The following is a 19,483-nucleotide window of genomic DNA, read 5'->3' as shown; positions in this document are numbered from 1 at the left end:
CTATTGCCAGCGTTGCTGCAATTGGGCGTAATTTAATTGAAGCCATTGCAAGCCCATTACTGCAATGCCATTATCAATTTTGCCATCACACATCCATTGATAGGCTTGCTCACGTTTCACCACATGAACACGGATGTCTTCATTCTCTTCAGCTAAACCATGAAGTCCCTTGGCTTTTGAGCTATCTACTCGACCGACAAACAAATGAATACGTTCGACGATACCGCCCGGGCTATCCCACACGCTTAAACAATGTGTAAGATCTTGAACAGATACGCCTGCTTCCTCTTCACTTTCACGCAAAGCGACCTCTTCAGGTTGTTCCCCCTCTTCTACCATCCCGGCGATCAATTCTAATAACCAAGGAGAACGAGCAGAACCAGGTTGATATGCACCAATGCGTACTTGTTCCACCAAAACCACCGAATCTTCTTTCGGATCGTAAGCAATCACGGCAGAGGCGGCACCTTTTACCAACAACTCTCGTGTTACGACACCACTTTCGCCACCGGCAAAAAGTTTGTGTTTGAACTGTACTTTCTTAAGTGTAAAAAAACCTTTATAAACAGTTTCTTCATTAAGAACTTCTATATCATGCTGACTAAACTGTTGAATTTCTGACATCATTACTCTCCTAGTATCGAGGTCGCATAATACTCCCATAAAAAAATAAAAAAAACTGAACCCTCTATTTTTTTGTCGAAACTTTGAAGCCGGTCACAAAAAAAGAAAACCTATGATGATTTCTTATTCATCATAGGTTTACATTAAAAATTTATTTAAATTAACAAACGCGGCTGGTTATCTCCCCATCTGCTACCTTCGTTTTAATGGTGTCACCTGTTTTGACTTGCTTCACACTCACAATGGCATGTCCTTTGACATCTTCCGCGATGGAATATCCTCGCGCTAATACTTTTAATGGACTTAATCCATCTAACTTGCCACACAATGTTGCCAATTTATTTTGACGTTCCGTGACTTGACGATTCGCCCCTAAATTTAACCGCACTTGTAACTGAGCTAAATATTGGGATTGTTTTTGCAACCGATAAGGCAACGGATTTTGTTTTAAGCGTGCTGAAAGTGCGGTCAATTTTTGCTGCGTTTTATCCACTTGGCGCTGCATTGCCAAAACTAAACGATGATGTAATTGTTCTGTTCTGGCTTTCTGCATCAATAATTGATTTTGCGGATGTTGATTTTGCAGACGTAAACGTAACTGTTGTAAACGTTGTTGTTGATGACTAAAAATACGATCTAACGCCATCTCCAAACGCTGTTGTTTATAGGCTAACTGTTGAAGTAATTCCTGCTGATTGCGACTCACTAACTCTGCCGCTGCAGACGGCGTCGGCGCTCGTAAATCAGCTACAAAATCTGCAATGGTAACATCCGTTTCGTGACCGACTGCACTGATAATCGGTAAATTAGAACGGAAAATCGCACGTGCCACTTCTTCTTCATTAAAGCACCAAAGATCTTCTAAGGAACCACCACCTCGACCGACGATCAATACATCCACTTCTTGACGCGCATTAGCGAGTTCAATTATTTGGACGATTTCAGCCGTTGCTTCTTTGCCCTGCACTGCCGTTGGATAAATCACCACTTTTAAACTGGGATCTCGGCGAGCCAAAATATGCAGAATATCTTGCAATGCGGCACCAGTCGAAGAGGTCACAATACCTACTGCTTTAGCAAATTCCGGTAAGCTTTTCTTTAAGTTTTGTGCAAACAACCCTTCAGCCGCCAATTTCATTTTTAGCGCTTCAAATTGCTGTTGCAATAATCCTTCGCCAGCAGGGTGCATAGATTCAATAATCAGCTGATAATCACCGCGAGATTCATATAAACTGACATTCGCCCGCACCAAGACCTGCATGCCGTTTTGCGGACGAAATCCCACCCGCAAATTTTTCATGCGGAACATGGCACCGCGAACCTGGGCATTTTCATCTTTAAGCGTTAAATACCAATGCCCTGACACAGGTTGAGTGAAATTAGAAATCTCCCCTGTAAGCCAAATCTGTGAAAAACTCCCTTCTAGCATTTGGCGAGCGGCGCTGTTAAGCTGGGAAACGGAGTAAATGTTTTCAGACATTATTCAATCAACACCCAACCGTCATCTAACCAGTTACAAATCGAATCGAGCAATAATTCCATTGTACTTTCAGGATCTTCTGTATCATTCACTAAATTATTTAAGAATGCCCAATCTAGCGCTTCACCATCGGAAAGACGTTTCAATACTTCCGCTTCAATAACATTCACTTCATCCAACCATTCGCCATTCGCATAAATGCGGAGCGGATTTTCGGTGTAAAGCAATTTGCAGTTATTGTCCTGCATTAATACACCTTGTTCCTCTTCTAAAATTGACCGCACTTCGTCAGGATCGGACATCTCATCCGATACTAACATTTCATAACGACGTGAACTCACTGTACCTGCTACTGCTTGTTTAAATAAGGCATCAAAGGCTTCTGACTCTGCCAATTTCGCTAAGAATTGTTTTTTCATCGCCTGAATATTTTCATCCGCCAATTTGCCCGTACTTTGCTCTGATTGTGTTAAGCGTAACGGTAATTGGAATTCGCTTAAATTCAATTCAGGATCTTGATGACAAAACGCTTTGTTCACGTTATCGAAAATGTCTGCTAAATTCGGGTAACGCAAACCAAAAGAAAAGGTCAAACAATCATCTTCTGCCACACCGTAATGCGACATACGAGCCGGAATATAAAGAATATCGCCCGGATTCATCACTTCATCAATCACCAATTCGCCCATATCATCGAAAATACGGATGGGCTGATTCGGTTTGAATTCAGTGGAAGAATCGCACCATTTACCTAGTTGCCAACGGCGATGACCATAGCCTTGTACTAAGAACACATCATATTCGTCATAATGTTTACCAACGGAACCACCTTTAGGTGCATAGGACACCATAATATCGTCGCGTTGCCACTGTGGGATAAAGCCAAATTTATTCCAAAGCTGACCGAGTTCTGTACTCCATTGTTCTAGATTTTGAACGAGCACCGACCATTTTTCGGGTACATCTGCAAAATCTTCTTCAGATAACGGACTGAAAAACACTTTCCAATTATCATCTGAAAAAGTTTTGACTAAACGCGCGGTCACCTCTTCGCCTTGTGCTAATTCGATGATATCGTCAGGCTCAAATTGACCAACAATTTCAGGCAAGCCATTACGAATAATCAATGGTTTTTTCTGCCAATAATCACGCAGGAAAATTTCAGGGGTAATGCCCTCAGGCAGACAATATTGGTTGGAAAGTGCGGTCATTTTTTTACTCCTTTTCCTGTTTTTCTTGTTGGGCTTTTTCTTGTGCGGCTTTGGCTTGCTCTGCTGCACGTTTACGACGAATTTCTTTAGGATCCGCTAATAATGGACGGTAAATCTCAATACGATCGCCATCTTTTAATTGATCCGTTAATTTTGCAGGACGGGAATAAATCCCGACTTTATTCTCGCGCAAATCAATCTCTGTAAACTGTTGTAAAATGCCTGATTGCAAAATAGCCGTTTGGATCATCGTGCCTTCATCCACTTTGAAGGATTTTAAATAATAGCGATCCGGCAAGGCATAAGCGATTTCAATATTAATTTGGTTCATGTCTTATTCTGTCTTAATGAGTTTTCCGTTATTATAGCGGAAAAGTGCGGTCAATATTAACGATAAAATCAGGAGTTCATCATGAATTGGGTATTTTTTGCCATTGGTTCAGCCTTTTTCGCTGGACTTACCGCTATTTTAGGCAAATTAGGCGTTGAAGGCATTAACAGCAATCTCGCGACCTTTATCCGTACGATTGTGGTTTTACTCGTTACAGCGGGTATCATTAGCGCCCGCAATGAATGGCAACTACCACAACATATTGCGGCAAAACCACTCACTTTTTTAATTCTTTCAGGTGTTGCTACGGGCCTATCTTGGCTTTGTTATTATCGCGCGTTACAAATGGCGCCCGCCTCTTGGGTTGCGCCCATTGATAAACTCAGTGTGGTGATAGCCATTATTTTAGGCGTGGTATTGTTAGGTGAACCCTTAAGTATGAAATTAGTCATAGGAAGTCTATTAATTCTCTCGGGCGTTTTAGTCTTAGCCTTATAGATTGAGAAATTAGCCCTTTTTCGCTACAATACGCCACTATTTTTATTCAAGCAGAAAACTATGTCTGAAATTAAACTCATCGTGGGGCTGGGAAACCCTGGCGATAAATATGCGGAAACCCGCCACAATGCAGGTGAATGGCTGATTGAGCGTTTGGCTCGTCGCTTTAATGTTTCGCTTAATGCAGAAAATAAATTCTTCGGTTATGTAGGAAAAACACTGATTAACGGCAAAGAAGTCCGTTTTTTAGTGCCAACGACGTTTATGAATTTGAGCGGAAAAGCCGTAGGGGCTCTTGCTAATTTTTATCGCATCAAACCAGAAGAAATTTTAGTGCTACACGATGAATTAGACTTACCGCCGGGCACCGTAAAACTCAAACAAGGTGGCGGACATGGCGGTCACAATGGTTTAAAAGATATCGTGGCTCAGCTTGGTAACAGCAACAATTTCTATCGTTTACGCATTGGCATTGGCCATCCTGGACACCGTGATTTAGTTTCAGGTTTTGTGCTTAACAAACCCGCACCAGCAGAAAGAGAAGCGCTCGATAAAGCTTTAGACGAAGCCACCGATTGCATTGAATTGCTTTTCAAAGAAGGCATGGTGAAAGCCACCAATCGCTTAAACAGTTTTAAAATTTAACTCAAAAGTGCAGTGAAAAAACACCATAAATTTTAACCGCACTTACGCTCACAATAAGGAAAACATCATGGGATTTAAATGTGGTATCGTTGGTTTGCCAAATGTCGGTAAATCTACCCTTTTTAATGCATTAACCAAAGCCGGGATCGAAGCGGCAAACTATCCGTTCTGTACCATCGAACCAAATACTGGCGTGGTACCAATGCCGGATCCGCGTTTAGATGCGTTAGCGGAAATTGTTAAACCTGAACGTGTGTTGCCAACCACCATGGAATTTGTGGATATCGCTGGCTTAGTTGCGGGTGCAAGTAAAGGTGAAGGCTTAGGAAATAAATTCCTAGCTAACATCCGTGAAACTGATGCGATTGGTCATGTTGTTCGTTGCTTTGAAAATGATGACATCGTGCACGTTGCAGGTAAAATCGATCCATTAAGCGATATCGAAACCATCAATACCGAATTAGCCCTTGCTGACTTAGACAGCTGCGAACGTGCCATCCAACGTTTACAAAAACGTGCTAAAGGTGGCGATAAAGACGCAAAATTTGAGCTTTCTGTGATGGAAAAAATCCTTCCTGTACTTTCTGAAGCAGGCATGATTCGTTCTGTTCCTTTAGATAAAGATGAGTTATTAGCAATTAAAAGCTATAACTTCCTCACATTAAAACCAACCATGTACATTGCGAACGTAAATGAAGACGGTTTTGAAAATAACCCGTATTTAGACAAAGTACGTGAGTTTGCAGAAAAAGAAGGCTCTGTTGTGGTGCCTGTATGTGCGGCGATTGAAGCAGAAATTGCTGAGCTTGATGACGATGAAAAAATCGAATTCTTACAGGATCTTGGCATTGATGAACCTGGTTTAAACCGTGTAATTCGTGCAGGTTATGCTTTATTAAATCTTCAAACCTACTTCACTGCAGGTGTGAAAGAAGTGCGCGCATGGACAGTTTCTGTTGGTGCAACCGCCCCTAAAGCGGCCGCTGTAATCCACACAGACTTTGAAAAAGGCTTCATCCGTGCAGAAGTGATTGCTTACGATGACTTCATCCAATTCAAAGGTGAAAACGGTGCAAAAGAAGCGGGTAAATGGCGCTTAGAAGGTAAGGACTACATCGTCCAAGATGGTGATGTCATGCACTTCCGCTTTAACGTATAAAAACACTTCAGACCGCATGATTATGCGGTCTTTTTGTATTTATAAAAGGAAAAAAACAATGTCGGATAAATTAAATCAACTCATCGAATTGTTAAAACTAGAAAAAATTGATGATCTTATCTTTCGTGGTGCAAGTGAAGACTTAGGTTTTCGTCAAGTGTTTGGCGGTCAAGTTGTAGCACAATCTCTTTCTGCTGCAATGCAAGTTGCCCCGCCGGAGCGCGTACTCCATTCCTGCCATGCTTACTTTTTAGCGCCTGGCGACAGTCAATACCCGATTATTTATGATGTAGAAACCTTACGTGAAGGACGCAACTTTTCTGCATTACGCGTAAAAGCCATTCAGCATAAAAATGTGATTTGCCACGTCACCGCCTCATTTCAAGTACCTGAAGAAGGCTTTGACCACCAATCAGCTATGCCGGAAGTGCCAGGCCCTGAGCAATGTATTGATGAACACGAAATCATGTTAAAAGTAGCGCAAACTTTACCTGAAAGCTTGAGTGAAAAATTTGCTCAAGAGCGACCATTTCAGATTCATAGCCGATATTTGAACAATCCATTTGATGGTCAAGAACTGCCGCCAGAACAATATGCTTGGTTTAAAACCAATGGAGAAGCACCATTAGATTTGCAGACGCAACAATGTCTTTTAGCGTATTTTTCTGATTTCCACTGTATTTTGACCGCACTTCACCCACACGGGAAAGGCTTTTTACAGAAAGGGATGAAAGTGGCCACGATCGACCACAGTATTTGGTTCCACCGCCCTTTCAATTTAAATAATTGGCACTTACATGCCATTGAAAGTAACAATGCTTTTGCAGGGCGTGGTTTAGCGAGAGGACAAATTTTTGCTGCAGATGGCGCATTAATTGCCACCACACAGCAGGAAGGTTTAATTCGTTATCAAGAATAACCACACTTTAAAATAAGGTGCAGACTAGCCTTCGTAACCGATATCTTCGAAGGTCGGATTTTCTGCGCCTTGTTTGGCTAATTCATCACAAATTTCATTTTCACGATGGCCTGAATGGCCTTTCACCCACTGCCAATCAATGTTATGGGTTTGAATCGCCTGATCTAACGCAATCCATAAATCCTGATTTTTTACCGCTTTGCCCGTGCTGGCTTTCCAATTGTTTTTCTTCCAATTGTAAATCCATTGCGTGATGCCATTTTTCATATATTGGCTATCGCTATAAAGCGTTACATGGCAAGGCTCTTTTAAGCTATTTAAAGCCTCAATCACAGCTCGTAATTCCATGCGATTATTGGTGGTTTTGAAATACCCTTTTGAAATATGTTTTTCATGCTGTTTATAGCGCAGGACAATCCCTATGCCACCGGCTCCCGGATTGCCTAGGCAAGATCCATCCGTAAAAATTTCAATCTGTTTTTGCATAACTAATTCGAGCTTGTGTAAAATAGGCAGTATTTTAAAGGAAACAAATAGGTAGAACAATGATAAATCCGGATCGCCAAATTGTACTAGATACTGAAACCACCGGTATGAACCAAATTGGCGCACATTACGAAGGACATTGCATTATTGAAATTGGCGCGGTGGAAATGATCAACCGCAAATATACGGGCAATAATTTTCACATTTATATTAAGCCGGATCGTTTGGTTGATCCTGATGCCATTAAAGTTCACGGTATTACGGATGAAATGCTTGCGGATAAACCGGATTTCAAAACGATTGCACAGGACTTTATTGAATATATTCGTGGTGCCGAACTGCTGATTCACAACGCCCCCTTCGACGTGGGCTTTATGGACTATGAATTCCGTAAACTCGGGTTAGATATCAAAACGACCGACATTTGCCTCGTCACTGATACGTTGCAAATGGCGCGCCAAATGTACCCGGGAAAACGTAATAGCTTAGATGCCTTGTGTGATCGTTTAGGCATTGATAACAGCAAACGAACACTCCACGGTGCGTTACTGGATGCGGAGATTTTAGCCGACGTTTATTTGTCCATGACGGGCGGGCAAACCAGTCTATTTGATGAAGATCATGCGGATATTTCAATTATCCAAGCTGGTGCCAATATGCAAGATCGTCAAAGTACGGTCAATTTTTCGCAAAATTTAAAAGTGTTACAACCCACTGATGATGAAATCCAAGCCCATTTGGATTTCCTTAAATTGGTCAATAAAAAAAGCGACGGCAAATGTTTTTGGTCTATTCGTACGAGTGACGAAACCTCACATTAATCGGTTATCTATTAATCAGATAAACATAAAAAAGAAAAAAAAGATTGACGGTTTTAACGTTCATCATTATTATACCCAGCACTTAGCGGAGTGGTAGTTCAGCTGGTTAGAATACCTGCCTGTCACGCAGGGGGTCGCGGGTTCGAGTCCCGTCCATTCCGCCAATTTAAAACTTGTCTTAATATACTCACGGAGTGGTAGTTCAGCTGGTTAGAATACCTGCCTGTCACGCAGGGGGTCGCGGGTTCGAGTCCCGTCCATTCCGCCAATTAAGCCGAGATAATGAAGCACCAGAAGGTGCTTTTTTTATGCCCGAATTTTACCTGCCAGCCAACATTCGCTATAATTAACCAAATTTACATTTTACAGAGATATTTTTATGACAACTCCTGTCGTTGCCTTAGTGGGTCGCCCAAACGTAGGCAAATCCACCCTATTCAACCGTTTAACCCGTACTCGCGATGCACTTGTCGCTGACTTTCCTGGCTTAACCCGAGATCGTAAATACGGTCATGCCAATATTTCTGGCTATGATTTTATTGTGATCGATACCGGCGGTATTGATGGCACAGAAGAAGGCGTTGAAGAAAAAATGGCAGAACAATCCTTATTAGCGATTGAAGAAGCCGATGTCGTGCTTTTCTTAGTGGATGCGCGCGCAGGTTTAACGGCTGCAGACATTGGTATTGCCAACTACTTACGCCAACGTACGAATAAAACAACCGTCGTGGTGGCAAACAAAACTGATGGTATTGATGCAGATTCACACTGTGCGGAATTCTATCAATTAGGCTTAGGTGAAATTGAACAAATTGCCGCATCACAAGGTCGTGGTGTAACCCAGTTAATGGAGCAAGTACTTGCCCCTTTAGCGGAAAAATTACAAGAAAACGAAGCAGAAAATGACCGCACTTCTGATGAAGAAGAAAAAGATGAATGGGATCACGAATTTGACTTCGATTCAGAGGAAGATACGTCATTAATTGATGACGCATTAGACGAAGAGCTTGAAGAAGAACAAGATAAAAATATCAAAATTGCGATTGTAGGCCGTCCAAACGTCGGTAAATCCACATTAACCAATCGTATTTTAGGTGAAGATCGCGTGGTGGTTTACGACATGCCAGGCACAACGCGTGACAGTATCTACATTCCGATGGAACGCGATGGGCAACAATACACCTTGATTGATACAGCGGGTGTGCGTAAACGTGGAAAAGTGCATTTAGCCGTTGAGAAATTCTCTGTCATTAAAACATTACAAGCGATTCAAGATGCAAACGTGGTGTTACTCACAATTGATGCGCGTGAAAACATTTCAGACCAAGATCTCTCTCTACTTGGCTTTATCTTAAATGCAGGACGCTCACTCGTGATCGTCGTGAATAAATGGGACGGCTTAGATCAAGATGTGAAAGATCGCGTCAAATCTGAATTAGATCGCCGTCTTGATTTCATCGACTTTGCCCGTGTGCATTTTATTTCTGCTTTACACGGCAGTGGCGTGGGGAATCTTTTTGATTCGATTAAAGAAGCTTATGCTTGTGCAACGCAAAAAATGACGACGTCCCTTCTCACCCGCATTTTACAAATGGCAACGGATGAGCATCAGCCACCAATGATTGGCGGGCGTCGCATTAAATTAAAATACGCTCACCCAGGTGGCTATAATCCACCAATTATCGTGGTGCATGGTAACCAAATGGATAAATTACCGGATTCATACAAACGTTATTTATCTAATTATTATCGTAAGAGTTTGAAAATTATTGGTTCGCCAATCCGCTTGCTATTCCAAGAAGGTTCAAACCCATTCGCGGGTAGAAAAAATAAACTCACACCAAACCAATTACGTAAACGTAAACGCTTGATGAAGTTTATCAAAAAAGCGAAACGCTAATCTTAACAAACAAAGAGCGGTCAAAAATCACTGTGAATTTTGACCGCTCTTTTTTATTGTAAAAACAACATAAAAACCACATTAAAAAATGAGTAATATAAAGTTATCAATTTGTTTTTTTTGATGAAAGTTTTAATTTTAAGGTGGTATTATTAAAATATAATTTACATTATTTAAAAGAATGTTTAGACTAAATTTTAATCCATCCAAAGCACATTCAAATATGAAAAAACGTAATATCATTTTCTTACTTATCCCGCTAATTACTGCTTGCGGAGTAAATTCATTTTCAGCATCAGACCGTAACGATACTCAAAAGCTTTCTGCACCCAAAGCATTTGACCCCAAACGCACACAATATAGTTGTGAAACCTGGACACCACCTTCCCCGCCCGATGCCGAATCCCATCTTTGGTATCGTGCTGCCACTTTGATTCATGCCAAAGATGGACGCAGGAATAAACAGGAGCTGCAGAATATGATTATCTTGTACGAAGCGGCTGCATCAAAAGGACATTATCAGGCAATTAACAACCTCTACTTACTCTACACTCACGTACAAGGTGCAAGCGGTACATTGTTTGATCCTTTGCAGAAACGAGCACGTAAATGGCTGCATTATGGTCTGGACAAAAATTGGGCAATGGCAAACTATTGGCTGTTTGACGCTTTGTATGAAGGTAATGCAGGCTATAGCCATAATCCCAAACTTGGACTTGCCTACTTGCAAAAAGCAGTAGATTTAGGTGTGCCGCTGGCACAATATGATTTGGCGCAGATTTACGATAAACGATTTAAAGATTATAACACGCGTGAACTGCTGCTTGATTGCGCAGCTAGGCAGGGTTTTTCTGCTGCCATGAGAGAATTGTCCATGATTAAGGAAATCCGCTATGGTAATCTAAAAGAATCACTGTTGCTGATGCACAATGCGGTACGACAAGGTAGTGAAAGTGGAGGTAAGGCTGCCTTAAATCTGACAATGGTTTATGCCAAAAATAAGGCACTTATGGATAAATTTATTGCGACCCCTGCCGATCCTGTCCGCGAAGCAGCTTATGCCGAGTTGGAAAAAGCCCTTATGGGGACAGGTACCAAAAGTGGCAACACCTTCTATACCTTCCCACGCCTAGACAAAGTCCTCCCTCTTCCACCAGCCAAAACCCATTGGAAAGGCATCTACTCCGCAATGAGTAAAGAAGACGCAGCGTTCTACCAAAATCCGCCTGACACCGCCGCCCTTGCTGCCGATATTCTCAAACGCGGTATTGTCAAAAAAGAAGACATATATTGGCCACCGCGCAAGGATTAATCGTTAACAAGCATTAAAAAGGCGGTCAGATTTTAAAAGCAATTTGCTTGAAAATCTGACCGCACTTTTATGTTTAAAATATGACTAAATTATTCGTCTATAACCACTTTGCCAATATAGCCTAAATTGCGATAACGTTGTGCGTAATCAATGCCATAGCCGACAACAAATTCATCCGGAATAGAAAAACCAATCCATTCAACAGGTACTTCCACTTCTCGGCGAGAAGGTTTATCTAACAAGGTACAAATCGCTAAGCTTGCAGGATCGCGTAAATTTAAAATGCCACGCACTTTTTCAAGGGTGTAACCCGTATCAATAATGTCCTCAACAATTAGCACGTGTTCATTACGAATATCCCCTTCAAGATCTTTCGTAATTTTCACATCGTGATTACTTGTCATTCCGCAACCATAGCTTGAAGTCGTCATAAACTCGACTTCTACTGGTAATTTTAATTCACGCACGAGATCGGCCATGAACATAAATGAACCACGTAAAAGCCCGACAACAATCAGTTTATCAATGGCTTTTTGTTGATAAAAACGCGTAATTTCCGCGCCAAGTTCAGCTATGCGACTACGGACATCCGCTTCTGAAATCATAATATCGACATGGTGTTTTTTCATGGTCTTTCCTTTTTAATTTAATCGTTTGCGTATTCTACAATAAAAAAGGCTGAAGTTTAAACCTTCAGCCTTTTTAACCCTAACGAATTTACTTTCTACTCTACCTGTTGAAGCAACCTGCAATCGCTACGAAACAGATGTGCGTATAGTAGCAGAAAGAAAATACATGTCAATAAGAATTATTATCATTTTTAAAAATTTATTAATTTCCTGAAATTTTCATCTTATCTAACAAGATTGAACCTGTTTGAATATTGGATCGATGTTCAATATCATCTGCTACTGCCACAATATTTTTCAACATATCCTGTAATTGACCGGCAATGGTAATTTCAGCAACTGGATATTGGATTTCACCATTTTCCACCCAAAAACCCGCTGCACCACGGGAATAATCCCCCGTCACAATATTTACACCTTGCCCCATGACATCGGTAACCAATAAACCAGTGCCCATCTGGCGTAAAAGTGCGGTCAATCCCCCCGTTAAATTTGGTTTTACAAGCCAGTTGTGAATACCACCTGCATGACCAGTACTTTGCATGCCCATTTTTCTACCACTGTAACTGGTGAGCAAATAGGTTTGCAATACGCCATCTTGAATAATTTCAAGATTCTGTGTACGAACCCCTTCGCTATCAAAAGGCGTGGAGGCTAAACGTTTTAACAAATGCGGACGCTCACTAATTTGGAACCAATCTGGCAATACTTGTTTTCCAAGATGATCGAGCAAGAAACTGGATTTACGATATAAGCTGCCGCCACTAATCGCGCCCGTTAAATGAGAAATTAATCCTGTTGCCACATCATTTAAGAAAATCACCGGCACTTCACGTGTCGTTAATTTTTGTGGATTTAAACGCGCAATCACTTTTTTCGCACAATTCTGCCCTACCCAATCCGCTGAAGAAAGTGCATCAAACTCACGTGAAACCGTATATTCGTAGTCATTTTCAAGTTGATCTAGCTCGCCACCAATCACCGAACAAGATAAAGAATAACGACTAGATAAGTAACTTTGTAGCATGCCGTGTGTATTGCCATAAACACGCACGCCAGTATGTGAATTAAAACTTGCACCGTTACTATTCACGATTTTAGCATCGTATTCCAACGCTGATTTTTCAGCCTCTAAAGCTAATTTGGTAGCCTGTTCAACATCAACATTTGCGCTATGATAAAGTGCTAAATCGGGTGCTTCAAAAGCCATTAATTCTTTATCGGCGAGCCCTGTGCAATCGTCTGGTGAGGTATATTTTGCAATGGCAAGTGCGGCTTCAACGGTGTTTTTAATCGCTTCTTCACTTAAATCTGAAGTAGAGGCATTGCCTTTTTGTTGGCCTAAATAAACAGAAATACCTAATGCCCCATCGTTAGTAAATTCAACATTTTCAATCTCTTGCAGACGGGTTGAAACCGATAAACCACTCACTTTTGTCACACCGACTTCCGCGGTGGCGCCCGCTTTCTGGGCGGTTTCAATAGCAAAACTGACTGCATCTCGCAATGTTTGCTCTTGAGATTTTAAAAGTGCGGTTAAATTTTCTGCTGTTTTCATGGTGATAATCCTATTAAAAATTTGCGCCATTTTATCTTATTTTGAAAGTTTATGCTAAAATGCACCAAATTTTTCATAAGGTAACAGAATGGCAAAACGTAAGAAAAAAGAAGCCTTTGATTGGGAAGATGAAGACCAAGAAGAGATTATTTGGGTAAGTAAAAGTGAAATCAAACGCGACGCTGAGGATTTAAAACAGCTCGGCGAGAAATTGGTGAACTTAACCAAAGCAAATCTGACTAAGGTTCCACTAGACGATAGCTTGAAAGATGCCATTGAATTAGCGCAACGTCTACAAAAAGAGGCGCGTCGTCGCCAATTGCAATACATCGGTAAGCTCTTACGCTCAATTGATGCAGAGCCTATTCGTGAAGCTTTAGAAAAAATTGAAAATAAACATAATCAGCAGCAAGCGATGTTGCATAAATTGGAAATCTTACGTGATGAATTAGTTGCGAAAGGTGATGCAGCACTGACTGATTTGTTAAATGAACATCCTTCTGCAGATCGCCAACAATTACGTAATTTGATTCGTGCAGCACAGAAAGAGAAGGAACAAAATAAGCCATCAAAAGCTTATCGCGAGATTTATCAGATCTTAAAAACACTCATTTTAGAAGACTAAAATACGGCTATTTTTGACCGCACTTTGTGGCAAAAAAGTGCTATGATTAGTTACCCTTTTAAGAAGGAAAGAACGTTATTTATGAATATTCGTTGGAATATTATTTTAGGTGTCATCGCCTTGGCTTTATTAGGCTGGTATTATTCGCTTAATCAAGATCATGGCGATTTACAAAGCCTAATCAAAAAGCCTGATAGCCCAGAATACGTCGGTAATAAAATGGAAACCACTGTATTCTCGCCAGAAGGAAAAAAACAATATCTCGCGATTTCCGATAAGGTGGAATATTACACACAAGACGGTCATACGGATTTTATTTCGCCATTAGTCTATCTTTTTGATGTCTCTTTAGATAATAAAGACAAAGATACGAAAACCGATAAAATTCAATTAGAAAAACAAAATTGGAAGCTTAGCGCGAAAAAGGCAAAATTAACTAAAGATCAAATGCTCTATCTTGAAGGTGGTGTGGTTGCCGAGAGCCTTGATCCTTTATCTCGCCTACAACGTGTTGAGACCGAAGCCGCAGTGATTAATTTAAAGACACAAGACATTACTTCCGATACGCAAGTAAAAATTAACGGATTAAACTTTAACTCAAGTGGATTGAAGTTAGTCGGAAATTTACGTCAGCAAGTTGCAACTCTAAAGGAACAGGTAAAAACATATTATGAAATCAACAAACAATAAAATTCTGCTTTTAACGGCATTAATGATGACATCTTTGTCTGCTTTTGCGTTAAAAGACGATACCAATAAACCGATTAATATTGTCTCAGATAATCAATCTTTAGATATGGAAAACAGCGTCGTAACCTTTACGGATAACGTTGTAATTACGCAAGGTTCCATTTTGATTAAAGCCAATAAAGTAGTCATTACTCGCCCACCAGAAAATTCAGGTAAAAAAGAAACCGTCGAAGCATTTGGTAGCCCTGTTACCTTCCACCAGCAACTTGATGATGGTAAACCTGTTGACGGTAGAGCGAATAAAGTTCACTACGATTTAGGCACTGAATTCTTAACATTGACCGGTAATGCTGAATTAAAACAATTAGATAGCAAAATTAATGGTGAACGCATCACTTATGATGTGAAAAAACAACAGTTAAAAGCCAATGGTAATGGAAAATCGCGTGTGCAAACCGTCTTAATTCCAACCCAATTACAACAAAAAGGTAAAAAATAACCGATGTCTGTATTACAAGCTGAATTCCTCGCAAAAAGCTATAAAAGCCGAAAAGTGGTTTCTGATGTGAGTTTAACCGTAAACTCCAATGAAATCGTTGGCCTACTTGGTCCAAATGGTGCAGGTAAAACCACTACTTTCTACATGGTCGTCGGTTTAGTACGTCATGATCAGGGAAAAATCACCATTGATGGCGATGATATTAGCGTATTACCTATGCATGAACGTGCACGCAGAGGAATTGGCTATTTACCACAAGAAGCTTCTATCTTCCGTCGTTTAACCGTATATGAAAACCTTATGGCGGTATTAGAAATTCGTAAAGATCTCACGGCAGAACAACGCAGAGAGAGAGCGGATGAGTTAATTGATGAGTTCAATATTGGCCATATTCGTGATAGCCTGGGGCAATCTCTTTCAGGTGGCGAACGTCGTCGTGTGGAAATTGCGCGCGCATTAGCGGCAAATCCAAAATTTATTTTATTAGATGAACCTTTTGCAGGTGTAGACCCAATTTCGGTTACGGATATTAAGAAAATCATCACAGATCTCCGCAATCGTGGTTTAGGCGTGTTAATTACCGACCATAACGTACGCGAAACCCTTGATGTTTGTGAACGAGCTTATATTGTTGGCGAAGGAAAAATTATCGCGACCGGCACACCGGAAGAAGTCATGAATGATGAGCACGTTAAACGTGTCTATTTAGGCGAACAATTTAAACTATAACCTATGAAATTTACGACATTGCTCTCCCCTGATGATATTCGTCAGGGGGTTGCTTTTTCTAGCAAGAAACGATTATTTGAATCTATTGCCGCTTTCGTTGTGGAAAAACTTCACTGCGAAAATGGTGAACAGGCTTGTTTTGAATGTTTATTTGAGCGGGAAAAATTAGGTAATTCAGGATTAGGCAATGGTGTCGCTATGCCTAAAGCCAAGTTACCTGCTACTGTATCAGATAAGATCCTAACGGTATTTATGCAATTAGAAACGCCTGTCGAATATGATGCTGTTGATAATAAACCGGTAGATATCGTTTTTGCAGTGCTCGTACCCGAAAATCACTGCCAAGAATATATTCCTGTTCTGGCAGAACTCAATGAAAAATTAACTGATAAAAACTTAATTAAACAACTTCGTTCAGCACAAAGTGCGGATGAAATTTGGCAAATTTTTGAATGTGCTGATCATTCAGAGGAATCTGAAGACGACACAAATTTAGATAATATTGAACCTCAAGAGGTATAACCTAACCAACTAACCATAAGGAATCACGCAGATGGAAATTATTATTATCAGCGGTCGCTCCGGCGCGGGGAAATCTGTCGCATTACGAGCTTTGGAAGATATGGGCTATTATTGCGTGGATAATCTCCCACTCGACTTACTTCCTCAACTCACCAATATTCTCGCCAAAACTCAAACGGCTGTTGCCATCAGCCTCGATATTCGAAATCTTCCCCATTCCAGTGCTGATTTAGACAAGATTCTGACAGATATTCAAGCTACTTATTCCGTCAAAATTATCTTTCTAGATAGCGATCGTAGTACACTTATTCGTCGTTACAGCGATTCACGTCGTCTTCACCCACTCTCAGCACAAGATCTCCCGCTTGAATCAGCGATTGATTTAGAATATCAGCAACTTGAGCCTTTAATTCAACATGCTAATTTTATTATTGATACCGCACCACTTTCTACCCATTCGTTATCTGAACGTTTAAGAGAAGTTTTACGGGGTAATACGGATAAAGAACTTAAAATCGTGGTTGAGTCGTTTGGCTTTAAATACGGCATTCCGCTTGATGCCGATTATGTCTTTGATGTACGTTTTCTACCTAATCCGCACTGGAACCCAGAACTTCGTCCAATGACGGGGCTTGATGAACCTGTTGCACAATTTTTACTCGCGCATGATGAAGTGAATAATTTTATCTACCAAACGCGTAATTACATCGAAACATGGTTACCGATGTTAGAGCAAAATAACCGAAGCTATCTCACTATTGCCATCGGCTGTACAGGCGGTAAACATCGTTCTGTTTACATTGCTCAACAAATTGGTGAATATTTCCAAGCCAAAGGCAAGAATGTGAAAATTCAACATAAATCCTTGGAAAAGAATAAAAAGAATTAATCAAACCATAAAAAAACGCAGCGACTTGCTGCGTTTTTTATTAAACCACATATTGCTCAAAAATCTCGGGTAAATGCGCAATTAACGTTTCTTTTCCCGCCACGGCTTCATTCTGCCAAACTTGCAATAGCACATCTGGCGTAAATAATTGTGAGGCCTGTTCAGCTAAAGGTAAATAGCTAATATGCCAAGGCTCTCGACCCACTTTTTTACCTTCAGGTTGGCTTATAAACGGCAAAGCAAACTCAAAGTGCGGTAGATTTTCAGTGAGAAATTCACTTAGCTCAAAAAAATAGCCACCGCTTTCATATTCCCAAGGTTCAAGTTGTAATGATTGACCTTGCGGCAAAAGATCAGGATCAAAAATATCGATTTCTGTTCCCCAATGATGACGACTTCCTCCTGGAAGCGCTGACCAACGTAAAATGGCTTGTGCTTTTTGCCAATCATCGAACGACGCTAAATCTAATGGATTTCCCGCATCATCATGCACTTTGCGTTCGCCGTTAAATTTACCGTTCCAAATAAGTTGTTGACGTTCAAAATCACGAAAGCTACTTGCGGGCTGCAAATTAAAGCCATTTTTGACCGCACTTTGCTGCAATCCTTGAAAGGCTTTCATTGCCTCTGCTTGCAAAAAATGATTCGGAGAATGGGGTGTAGGCAAATTGATCAAATGTTCACGAGATTTGCCAGTTAACATTTCAGGCGTTAATTTCATCTTACTTGTCCAATAAATTCACTAACATTTGATGATAAATCTGACCGCACTTGGCAAGATCATCTACATTGACACATTCATTCACTTTATGAATCGTCGCATTAAGCGGCCCAAATTCCACCACTTCAGCGCCCATCAATGCAATAAAACGTCCATCAGAGGTACCACCGCCTGTTTCTGCTTGTGGTGTAACTCCGGTTGTTTGCTCAATAGCCGTCGTTAACGCATCTAATAATTTGCCCGGTTTCGTTAAAAATGGTTTACCCGATAAATTCCAATCAATACGGTATTTCAAACCATGCTTTTCGAGCATTTCTGCCACTTTCTGCTTAATAATTTCATCAGTCACTTCCGTACAATAACGTAAATTGAATTGCACATAAAGCTCACCAGGGATGACATTATTACTCCCAGTGCCTGCATGAATATTGGCAATTTGCAAACTGGTCGGCGGGAAAAATTCGTTGCCATTATCCCATTGATAAGTGGTTAATTCCTGCAAGAAAGGTGCGGCTTTATGAATTGGATTTTCCGCTAAATGAGGATAAGCCACATGACCTTGAATACCTTGAATGTAGAGGTTACCTGTAATCGAACCCCGACGACCATTTTTGACTACATCGCCTAATGTTTTTGAACTAGATGGCTCCCCCACCATGCAATAAGTGATTTTCTCACCGCGCGCCATTAAGGTTTCGACAACACGTACGGTGCCATCTTTCGCGGCTGCCTCTTCGTCAGAAGTAATCAACAAAGCAATCGTTCCCTTATGATTCGGATTGGCTTTCACATATTCTTCTGCCGCCACAATCATTGCTGCTAATGAGCCTTTCATATCTGCCGTACCACGACCATAAAGCATATCATCCACAATGTCGGCAGAAAATGGCGGATAAGTCCATTGTGTTTCATCTCCCGTTGGCACCACATCGGTATGCCCTGCAAAAGCGATAACGGGCTCACCACTACCATGCTTCGCCCATAAATTTAACGTATCGTTGAAAGGCATCCATTCAATTTGAAAGCCGAGTTTTTCTAAACGTTCCGCAATTAATTGCTGACAGCCCTCATCATTCGGGCTAATAGAGGGGCGACGAATTAATGCTTGTGCAAGCTCAATAGTTTTTTGTTTCATAATATTAAGTGACGACTAAAAGTGCGGTCTAATTTAACAAAATTTTCCTTCAATTTAAATCCGTTCAAATAAAAAACGGATAACCTCGTTATCCGTTTTT

General features: G+C 40.9%; 22 protein-coding genes and 2 tRNA genes. 15 read left to right on the top strand and 9 right to left on the bottom strand.

What is annotated here, in order from left to right; translation table 11 throughout:
- From nudF to PARA_RS06655, 4 genes are all read right to left on the bottom strand, one after another.
- Positions 1–624 carry an ADP-ribose diphosphatase gene (gene nudF / locus PARA_RS06670; protein WP_041918246.1) on the bottom strand — a complete coding sequence of 208 codons (624 nt, stop codon included), beginning with the start codon at positions 622–624 and terminating at the stop codon, positions 1–3.
- Between the two features lie 160 nt (positions 625–784).
- Positions 785–2,104, bottom strand: coding sequence for an exodeoxyribonuclease VII large subunit (gene xseA / locus PARA_RS06665; RefSeq protein WP_014065083.1), 1,320 nt, complete (start codon positions 2,102–2,104; stop codon positions 785–787).
- Positions 2,104–3,315, bottom strand: coding sequence for a cupin domain-containing protein (locus tag PARA_RS06660; protein WP_014065082.1), 1,212 nt, complete (start codon positions 3,313–3,315; stop codon positions 2,104–2,106). The genes xseA and PARA_RS06660 overlap by 1 nt, the downstream gene beginning before the upstream one ends.
- Before the next feature lie 4 nt (positions 3,316–3,319).
- A complete protein-coding gene (locus PARA_RS06655; RefSeq protein WP_005696455.1) occupies positions 3,320–3,646 on the bottom strand; it encodes an RnfH family protein in 327 nt (108 codons plus the stop codon).
- A gap of 81 nt (positions 3,647–3,727) precedes the next feature.
- On the opposite strand from PARA_RS06655, the gene PARA_RS06650 reads away from it, so the two are divergent.
- From PARA_RS06650 to tesB, 4 genes are all read left to right on the top strand, one after another.
- Entirely contained in the window at positions 3,728–4,144 is a 417-nt protein-coding gene (locus tag PARA_RS06650) for an EamA family transporter (RefSeq protein WP_014065081.1), read from the top strand.
- A 60-nt stretch (positions 4,145–4,204) separates the two neighbouring features.
- Entirely contained in the window at positions 4,205–4,789 is a 585-nt protein-coding gene (pth, locus tag PARA_RS06645) for an aminoacyl-tRNA hydrolase (RefSeq protein WP_014065080.1), read from the top strand.
- A 67-nt stretch (positions 4,790–4,856) separates the two neighbouring features.
- Positions 4,857–5,948, top strand: coding sequence for a redox-regulated ATPase YchF (ychF, locus tag PARA_RS06640; protein WP_014065079.1), 1,092 nt, complete (start codon positions 4,857–4,859; stop codon positions 5,946–5,948).
- A 58-nt stretch (positions 5,949–6,006) separates the two neighbouring features.
- The gene (gene tesB, locus PARA_RS06635) at positions 6,007–6,867 is read left to right on the top strand and encodes an acyl-CoA thioesterase II (protein WP_014065078.1); all 861 of its coding nucleotides are present in this window, start codon (positions 6,007–6,009) and stop codon (positions 6,865–6,867) included.
- 24 nt (positions 6,868–6,891) lie between these two features.
- On the opposite strand, the gene rnhA is transcribed toward tesB, so the two are convergent.
- Positions 6,892–7,353, bottom strand: a complete 462-nt coding sequence (gene rnhA / locus PARA_RS06630) for a ribonuclease HI (RefSeq protein WP_005699219.1) — start codon at positions 7,351–7,353, stop codon at positions 6,892–6,894.
- A 59-nt stretch (positions 7,354–7,412) separates the two neighbouring features.
- On the opposite strand from rnhA, the gene dnaQ reads away from it, so the two are divergent.
- The 5 genes from dnaQ (at position 7,413) to PARA_RS06605 (ending at position 11,386) form a co-directional block, all read left to right on the top strand.
- Positions 7,413–8,174, top strand: coding sequence for a DNA polymerase III subunit epsilon (gene dnaQ, locus PARA_RS06625; RefSeq protein ID WP_014065077.1), 762 nt, complete (start codon positions 7,413–7,415; stop codon positions 8,172–8,174).
- 87 nt (positions 8,175–8,261) lie between these two features.
- A tRNA-Asp gene (locus PARA_RS06620) sits at positions 8,262–8,338 on the top strand.
- A gap of 27 nt (positions 8,339–8,365) precedes the next feature.
- Positions 8,366–8,442: transfer RNA gene (locus PARA_RS06615), tRNA-Asp, on the top strand.
- 111 nt (positions 8,443–8,553) lie between these two features.
- Positions 8,554–10,074: a ribosome biogenesis GTPase Der gene (gene der, locus PARA_RS06610; RefSeq protein ID WP_014065076.1), complete on the top strand. Its 1,521-nt coding sequence runs from the start codon at positions 8,554–8,556 to the stop codon at positions 10,072–10,074.
- 223 nt (positions 10,075–10,297) lie between these two features.
- On the top strand, positions 10,298–11,386 hold the full coding sequence (locus PARA_RS06605; RefSeq protein ID WP_041918245.1) for a tetratricopeptide repeat protein: 1,089 nt from the start codon (positions 10,298–10,300) through the stop codon (positions 11,384–11,386).
- Between the two features lie 89 nt (positions 11,387–11,475).
- Here the strand turns inward: PARA_RS06605 and hpt are convergent, their stop codons facing one another.
- Both hpt and pmbA read right to left on the bottom strand, forming a co-directional pair.
- Complete coding sequence (gene hpt / locus PARA_RS06600; RefSeq protein WP_014065074.1) at positions 11,476–12,015, bottom strand: hypoxanthine phosphoribosyltransferase; 540 nt, start codon at positions 12,013–12,015, stop codon at positions 11,476–11,478.
- A gap of 202 nt (positions 12,016–12,217) precedes the next feature.
- Positions 12,218–13,573 carry a metalloprotease PmbA gene (gene pmbA, locus PARA_RS06595; protein ID WP_014065073.1) on the bottom strand — a complete coding sequence of 452 codons (1,356 nt, stop codon included), beginning with the start codon at positions 13,571–13,573 and terminating at the stop codon, positions 12,218–12,220.
- A gap of 88 nt (positions 13,574–13,661) precedes the next feature.
- Here pmbA and yjgA point away from each other — a divergent pair, with 88 nt between their 5' ends.
- The 6 genes from yjgA to rapZ all read left to right on the top strand — a co-directional run bounded on the left by yjgA (position 13,662) and on the right by rapZ (position 17,527).
- Positions 13,662–14,198 carry a ribosome biogenesis factor YjgA gene (gene yjgA / locus PARA_RS06590; protein WP_014065072.1) on the top strand — a complete coding sequence of 179 codons (537 nt, stop codon included), beginning with the start codon at positions 13,662–13,664 and terminating at the stop codon, positions 14,196–14,198.
- An 81-nt stretch (positions 14,199–14,279) separates the two neighbouring features.
- Positions 14,280–14,888 carry an LPS export ABC transporter periplasmic protein LptC gene (lptC, locus tag PARA_RS06585; protein ID WP_014065071.1) on the top strand — a complete coding sequence of 203 codons (609 nt, stop codon included), beginning with the start codon at positions 14,280–14,282 and terminating at the stop codon, positions 14,886–14,888.
- A complete protein-coding gene (gene lptA / locus PARA_RS06580; protein WP_005696469.1) occupies positions 14,869–15,387 on the top strand; it encodes a lipopolysaccharide transport periplasmic protein LptA in 519 nt (172 codons plus the stop codon). Before lptC ends, lptA begins: the two co-directional genes overlap by 20 nt.
- A 3-nt stretch (positions 15,388–15,390) precedes the next feature.
- Complete coding sequence (lptB, locus tag PARA_RS06575; RefSeq protein WP_005696470.1) at positions 15,391–16,116, top strand: LPS export ABC transporter ATP-binding protein; 726 nt, start codon at positions 15,391–15,393, stop codon at positions 16,114–16,116.
- Between the two features lie 3 nt (positions 16,117–16,119).
- The gene (gene ptsN, locus PARA_RS06570) at positions 16,120–16,638 is read left to right on the top strand and encodes a PTS IIA-like nitrogen regulatory protein PtsN (protein WP_014065070.1); all 519 of its coding nucleotides are present in this window, start codon (positions 16,120–16,122) and stop codon (positions 16,636–16,638) included.
- 31 nt (positions 16,639–16,669) lie between these two features.
- Positions 16,670–17,527 carry an RNase adapter RapZ gene (rapZ, locus tag PARA_RS06565; RefSeq protein ID WP_014065069.1) on the top strand — a complete coding sequence of 286 codons (858 nt, stop codon included), beginning with the start codon at positions 16,670–16,672 and terminating at the stop codon, positions 17,525–17,527.
- 40 nt (positions 17,528–17,567) lie between these two features.
- On the opposite strand, the gene PARA_RS06560 is transcribed toward rapZ, so the two are convergent.
- Both PARA_RS06560 and dapE read right to left on the bottom strand, forming a co-directional pair.
- Entirely contained in the window at positions 17,568–18,248 is a 681-nt protein-coding gene (locus tag PARA_RS06560) for a M15 family metallopeptidase (protein WP_014065068.1), read from the bottom strand.
- Position 18,249: 1 nt separating this feature from the next.
- Positions 18,250–19,383 (bottom strand): succinyl-diaminopimelate desuccinylase, encoded by a 1,134-nt coding sequence (gene dapE / locus PARA_RS06555; protein ID WP_014065067.1) that lies wholly within the window; start codon positions 19,381–19,383, stop codon positions 18,250–18,252.
- Positions 19,384–19,483: the final 100 nt, after the last annotated feature.

The organism is Haemophilus parainfluenzae T3T1, from assembly GCF_000210895.1.
Taxonomy (GTDB): Bacteria; Pseudomonadota; Gammaproteobacteria; order Enterobacterales; family Pasteurellaceae; genus Haemophilus_D; species Haemophilus_D parainfluenzae_A.
Note: the sequence above shows the minus strand (reverse complement) of the source record. Positions and strands in the feature narration are given on the sequence as shown.

Coding starts and splice junctions, on each gene's coding strand:
- nudF (WP_041918246.1), bottom strand. CDS start 624: ATGTCAGAAATTCAACAGTTTAGTCAGCATGATATAGAAGTTCTTAAT.
- xseA (WP_014065083.1), bottom strand. CDS start 2,104: ATGTCTGAAAACATTTACTCCGTTTCCCAGCTTAACAGCGCCGCTCGC.
- PARA_RS06660 (WP_014065082.1), bottom strand. CDS start 3,315: ATGACCGCACTTTCCAACCAATATTGTCTGCCTGAGGGCATTACCCCT.
- PARA_RS06655 (WP_005696455.1), bottom strand. CDS start 3,646: ATGAACCAAATTAATATTGAAATCGCTTATGCCTTGCCGGATCGCTAT.
- PARA_RS06650 (WP_014065081.1), top strand. CDS start 3,728: ATGAATTGGGTATTTTTTGCCATTGGTTCAGCCTTTTTCGCTGGACTT.
- pth (WP_014065080.1), top strand. CDS start 4,205: ATGTCTGAAATTAAACTCATCGTGGGGCTGGGAAACCCTGGCGATAAA.
- ychF (WP_014065079.1), top strand. CDS start 4,857: ATGGGATTTAAATGTGGTATCGTTGGTTTGCCAAATGTCGGTAAATCT.
- tesB (WP_014065078.1), top strand. CDS start 6,007: ATGTCGGATAAATTAAATCAACTCATCGAATTGTTAAAACTAGAAAAA.
- rnhA (WP_005699219.1), bottom strand. CDS start 7,353: ATGCAAAAACAGATTGAAATTTTTACGGATGGATCTTGCCTAGGCAAT.
- dnaQ (WP_014065077.1), top strand. CDS start 7,413: ATGATAAATCCGGATCGCCAAATTGTACTAGATACTGAAACCACCGGT.
- der (WP_014065076.1), top strand. CDS start 8,554: ATGACAACTCCTGTCGTTGCCTTAGTGGGTCGCCCAAACGTAGGCAAA.
- PARA_RS06605 (WP_041918245.1), top strand. CDS start 10,298: ATGAAAAAACGTAATATCATTTTCTTACTTATCCCGCTAATTACTGCT.
- hpt (WP_014065074.1), bottom strand. CDS start 12,015: ATGAAAAAACACCATGTCGATATTATGATTTCAGAAGCGGATGTCCGT.
- pmbA (WP_014065073.1), bottom strand. CDS start 13,573: ATGAAAACAGCAGAAAATTTAACCGCACTTTTAAAATCTCAAGAGCAA.
- yjgA (WP_014065072.1), top strand. CDS start 13,662: ATGGCAAAACGTAAGAAAAAAGAAGCCTTTGATTGGGAAGATGAAGAC.
- lptC (WP_014065071.1), top strand. CDS start 14,280: ATGAATATTCGTTGGAATATTATTTTAGGTGTCATCGCCTTGGCTTTA.
- lptA (WP_005696469.1), top strand. CDS start 14,869: ATGAAATCAACAAACAATAAAATTCTGCTTTTAACGGCATTAATGATG.
- lptB (WP_005696470.1), top strand. CDS start 15,391: ATGTCTGTATTACAAGCTGAATTCCTCGCAAAAAGCTATAAAAGCCGA.
- ptsN (WP_014065070.1), top strand. CDS start 16,120: ATGAAATTTACGACATTGCTCTCCCCTGATGATATTCGTCAGGGGGTT.
- rapZ (WP_014065069.1), top strand. CDS start 16,670: ATGGAAATTATTATTATCAGCGGTCGCTCCGGCGCGGGGAAATCTGTC.
- PARA_RS06560 (WP_014065068.1), bottom strand. CDS start 18,248: ATGAAATTAACGCCTGAAATGTTAACTGGCAAATCTCGTGAACATTTG.
- dapE (WP_014065067.1), bottom strand. CDS start 19,383: ATGAAACAAAAAACTATTGAGCTTGCACAAGCATTAATTCGTCGCCCC.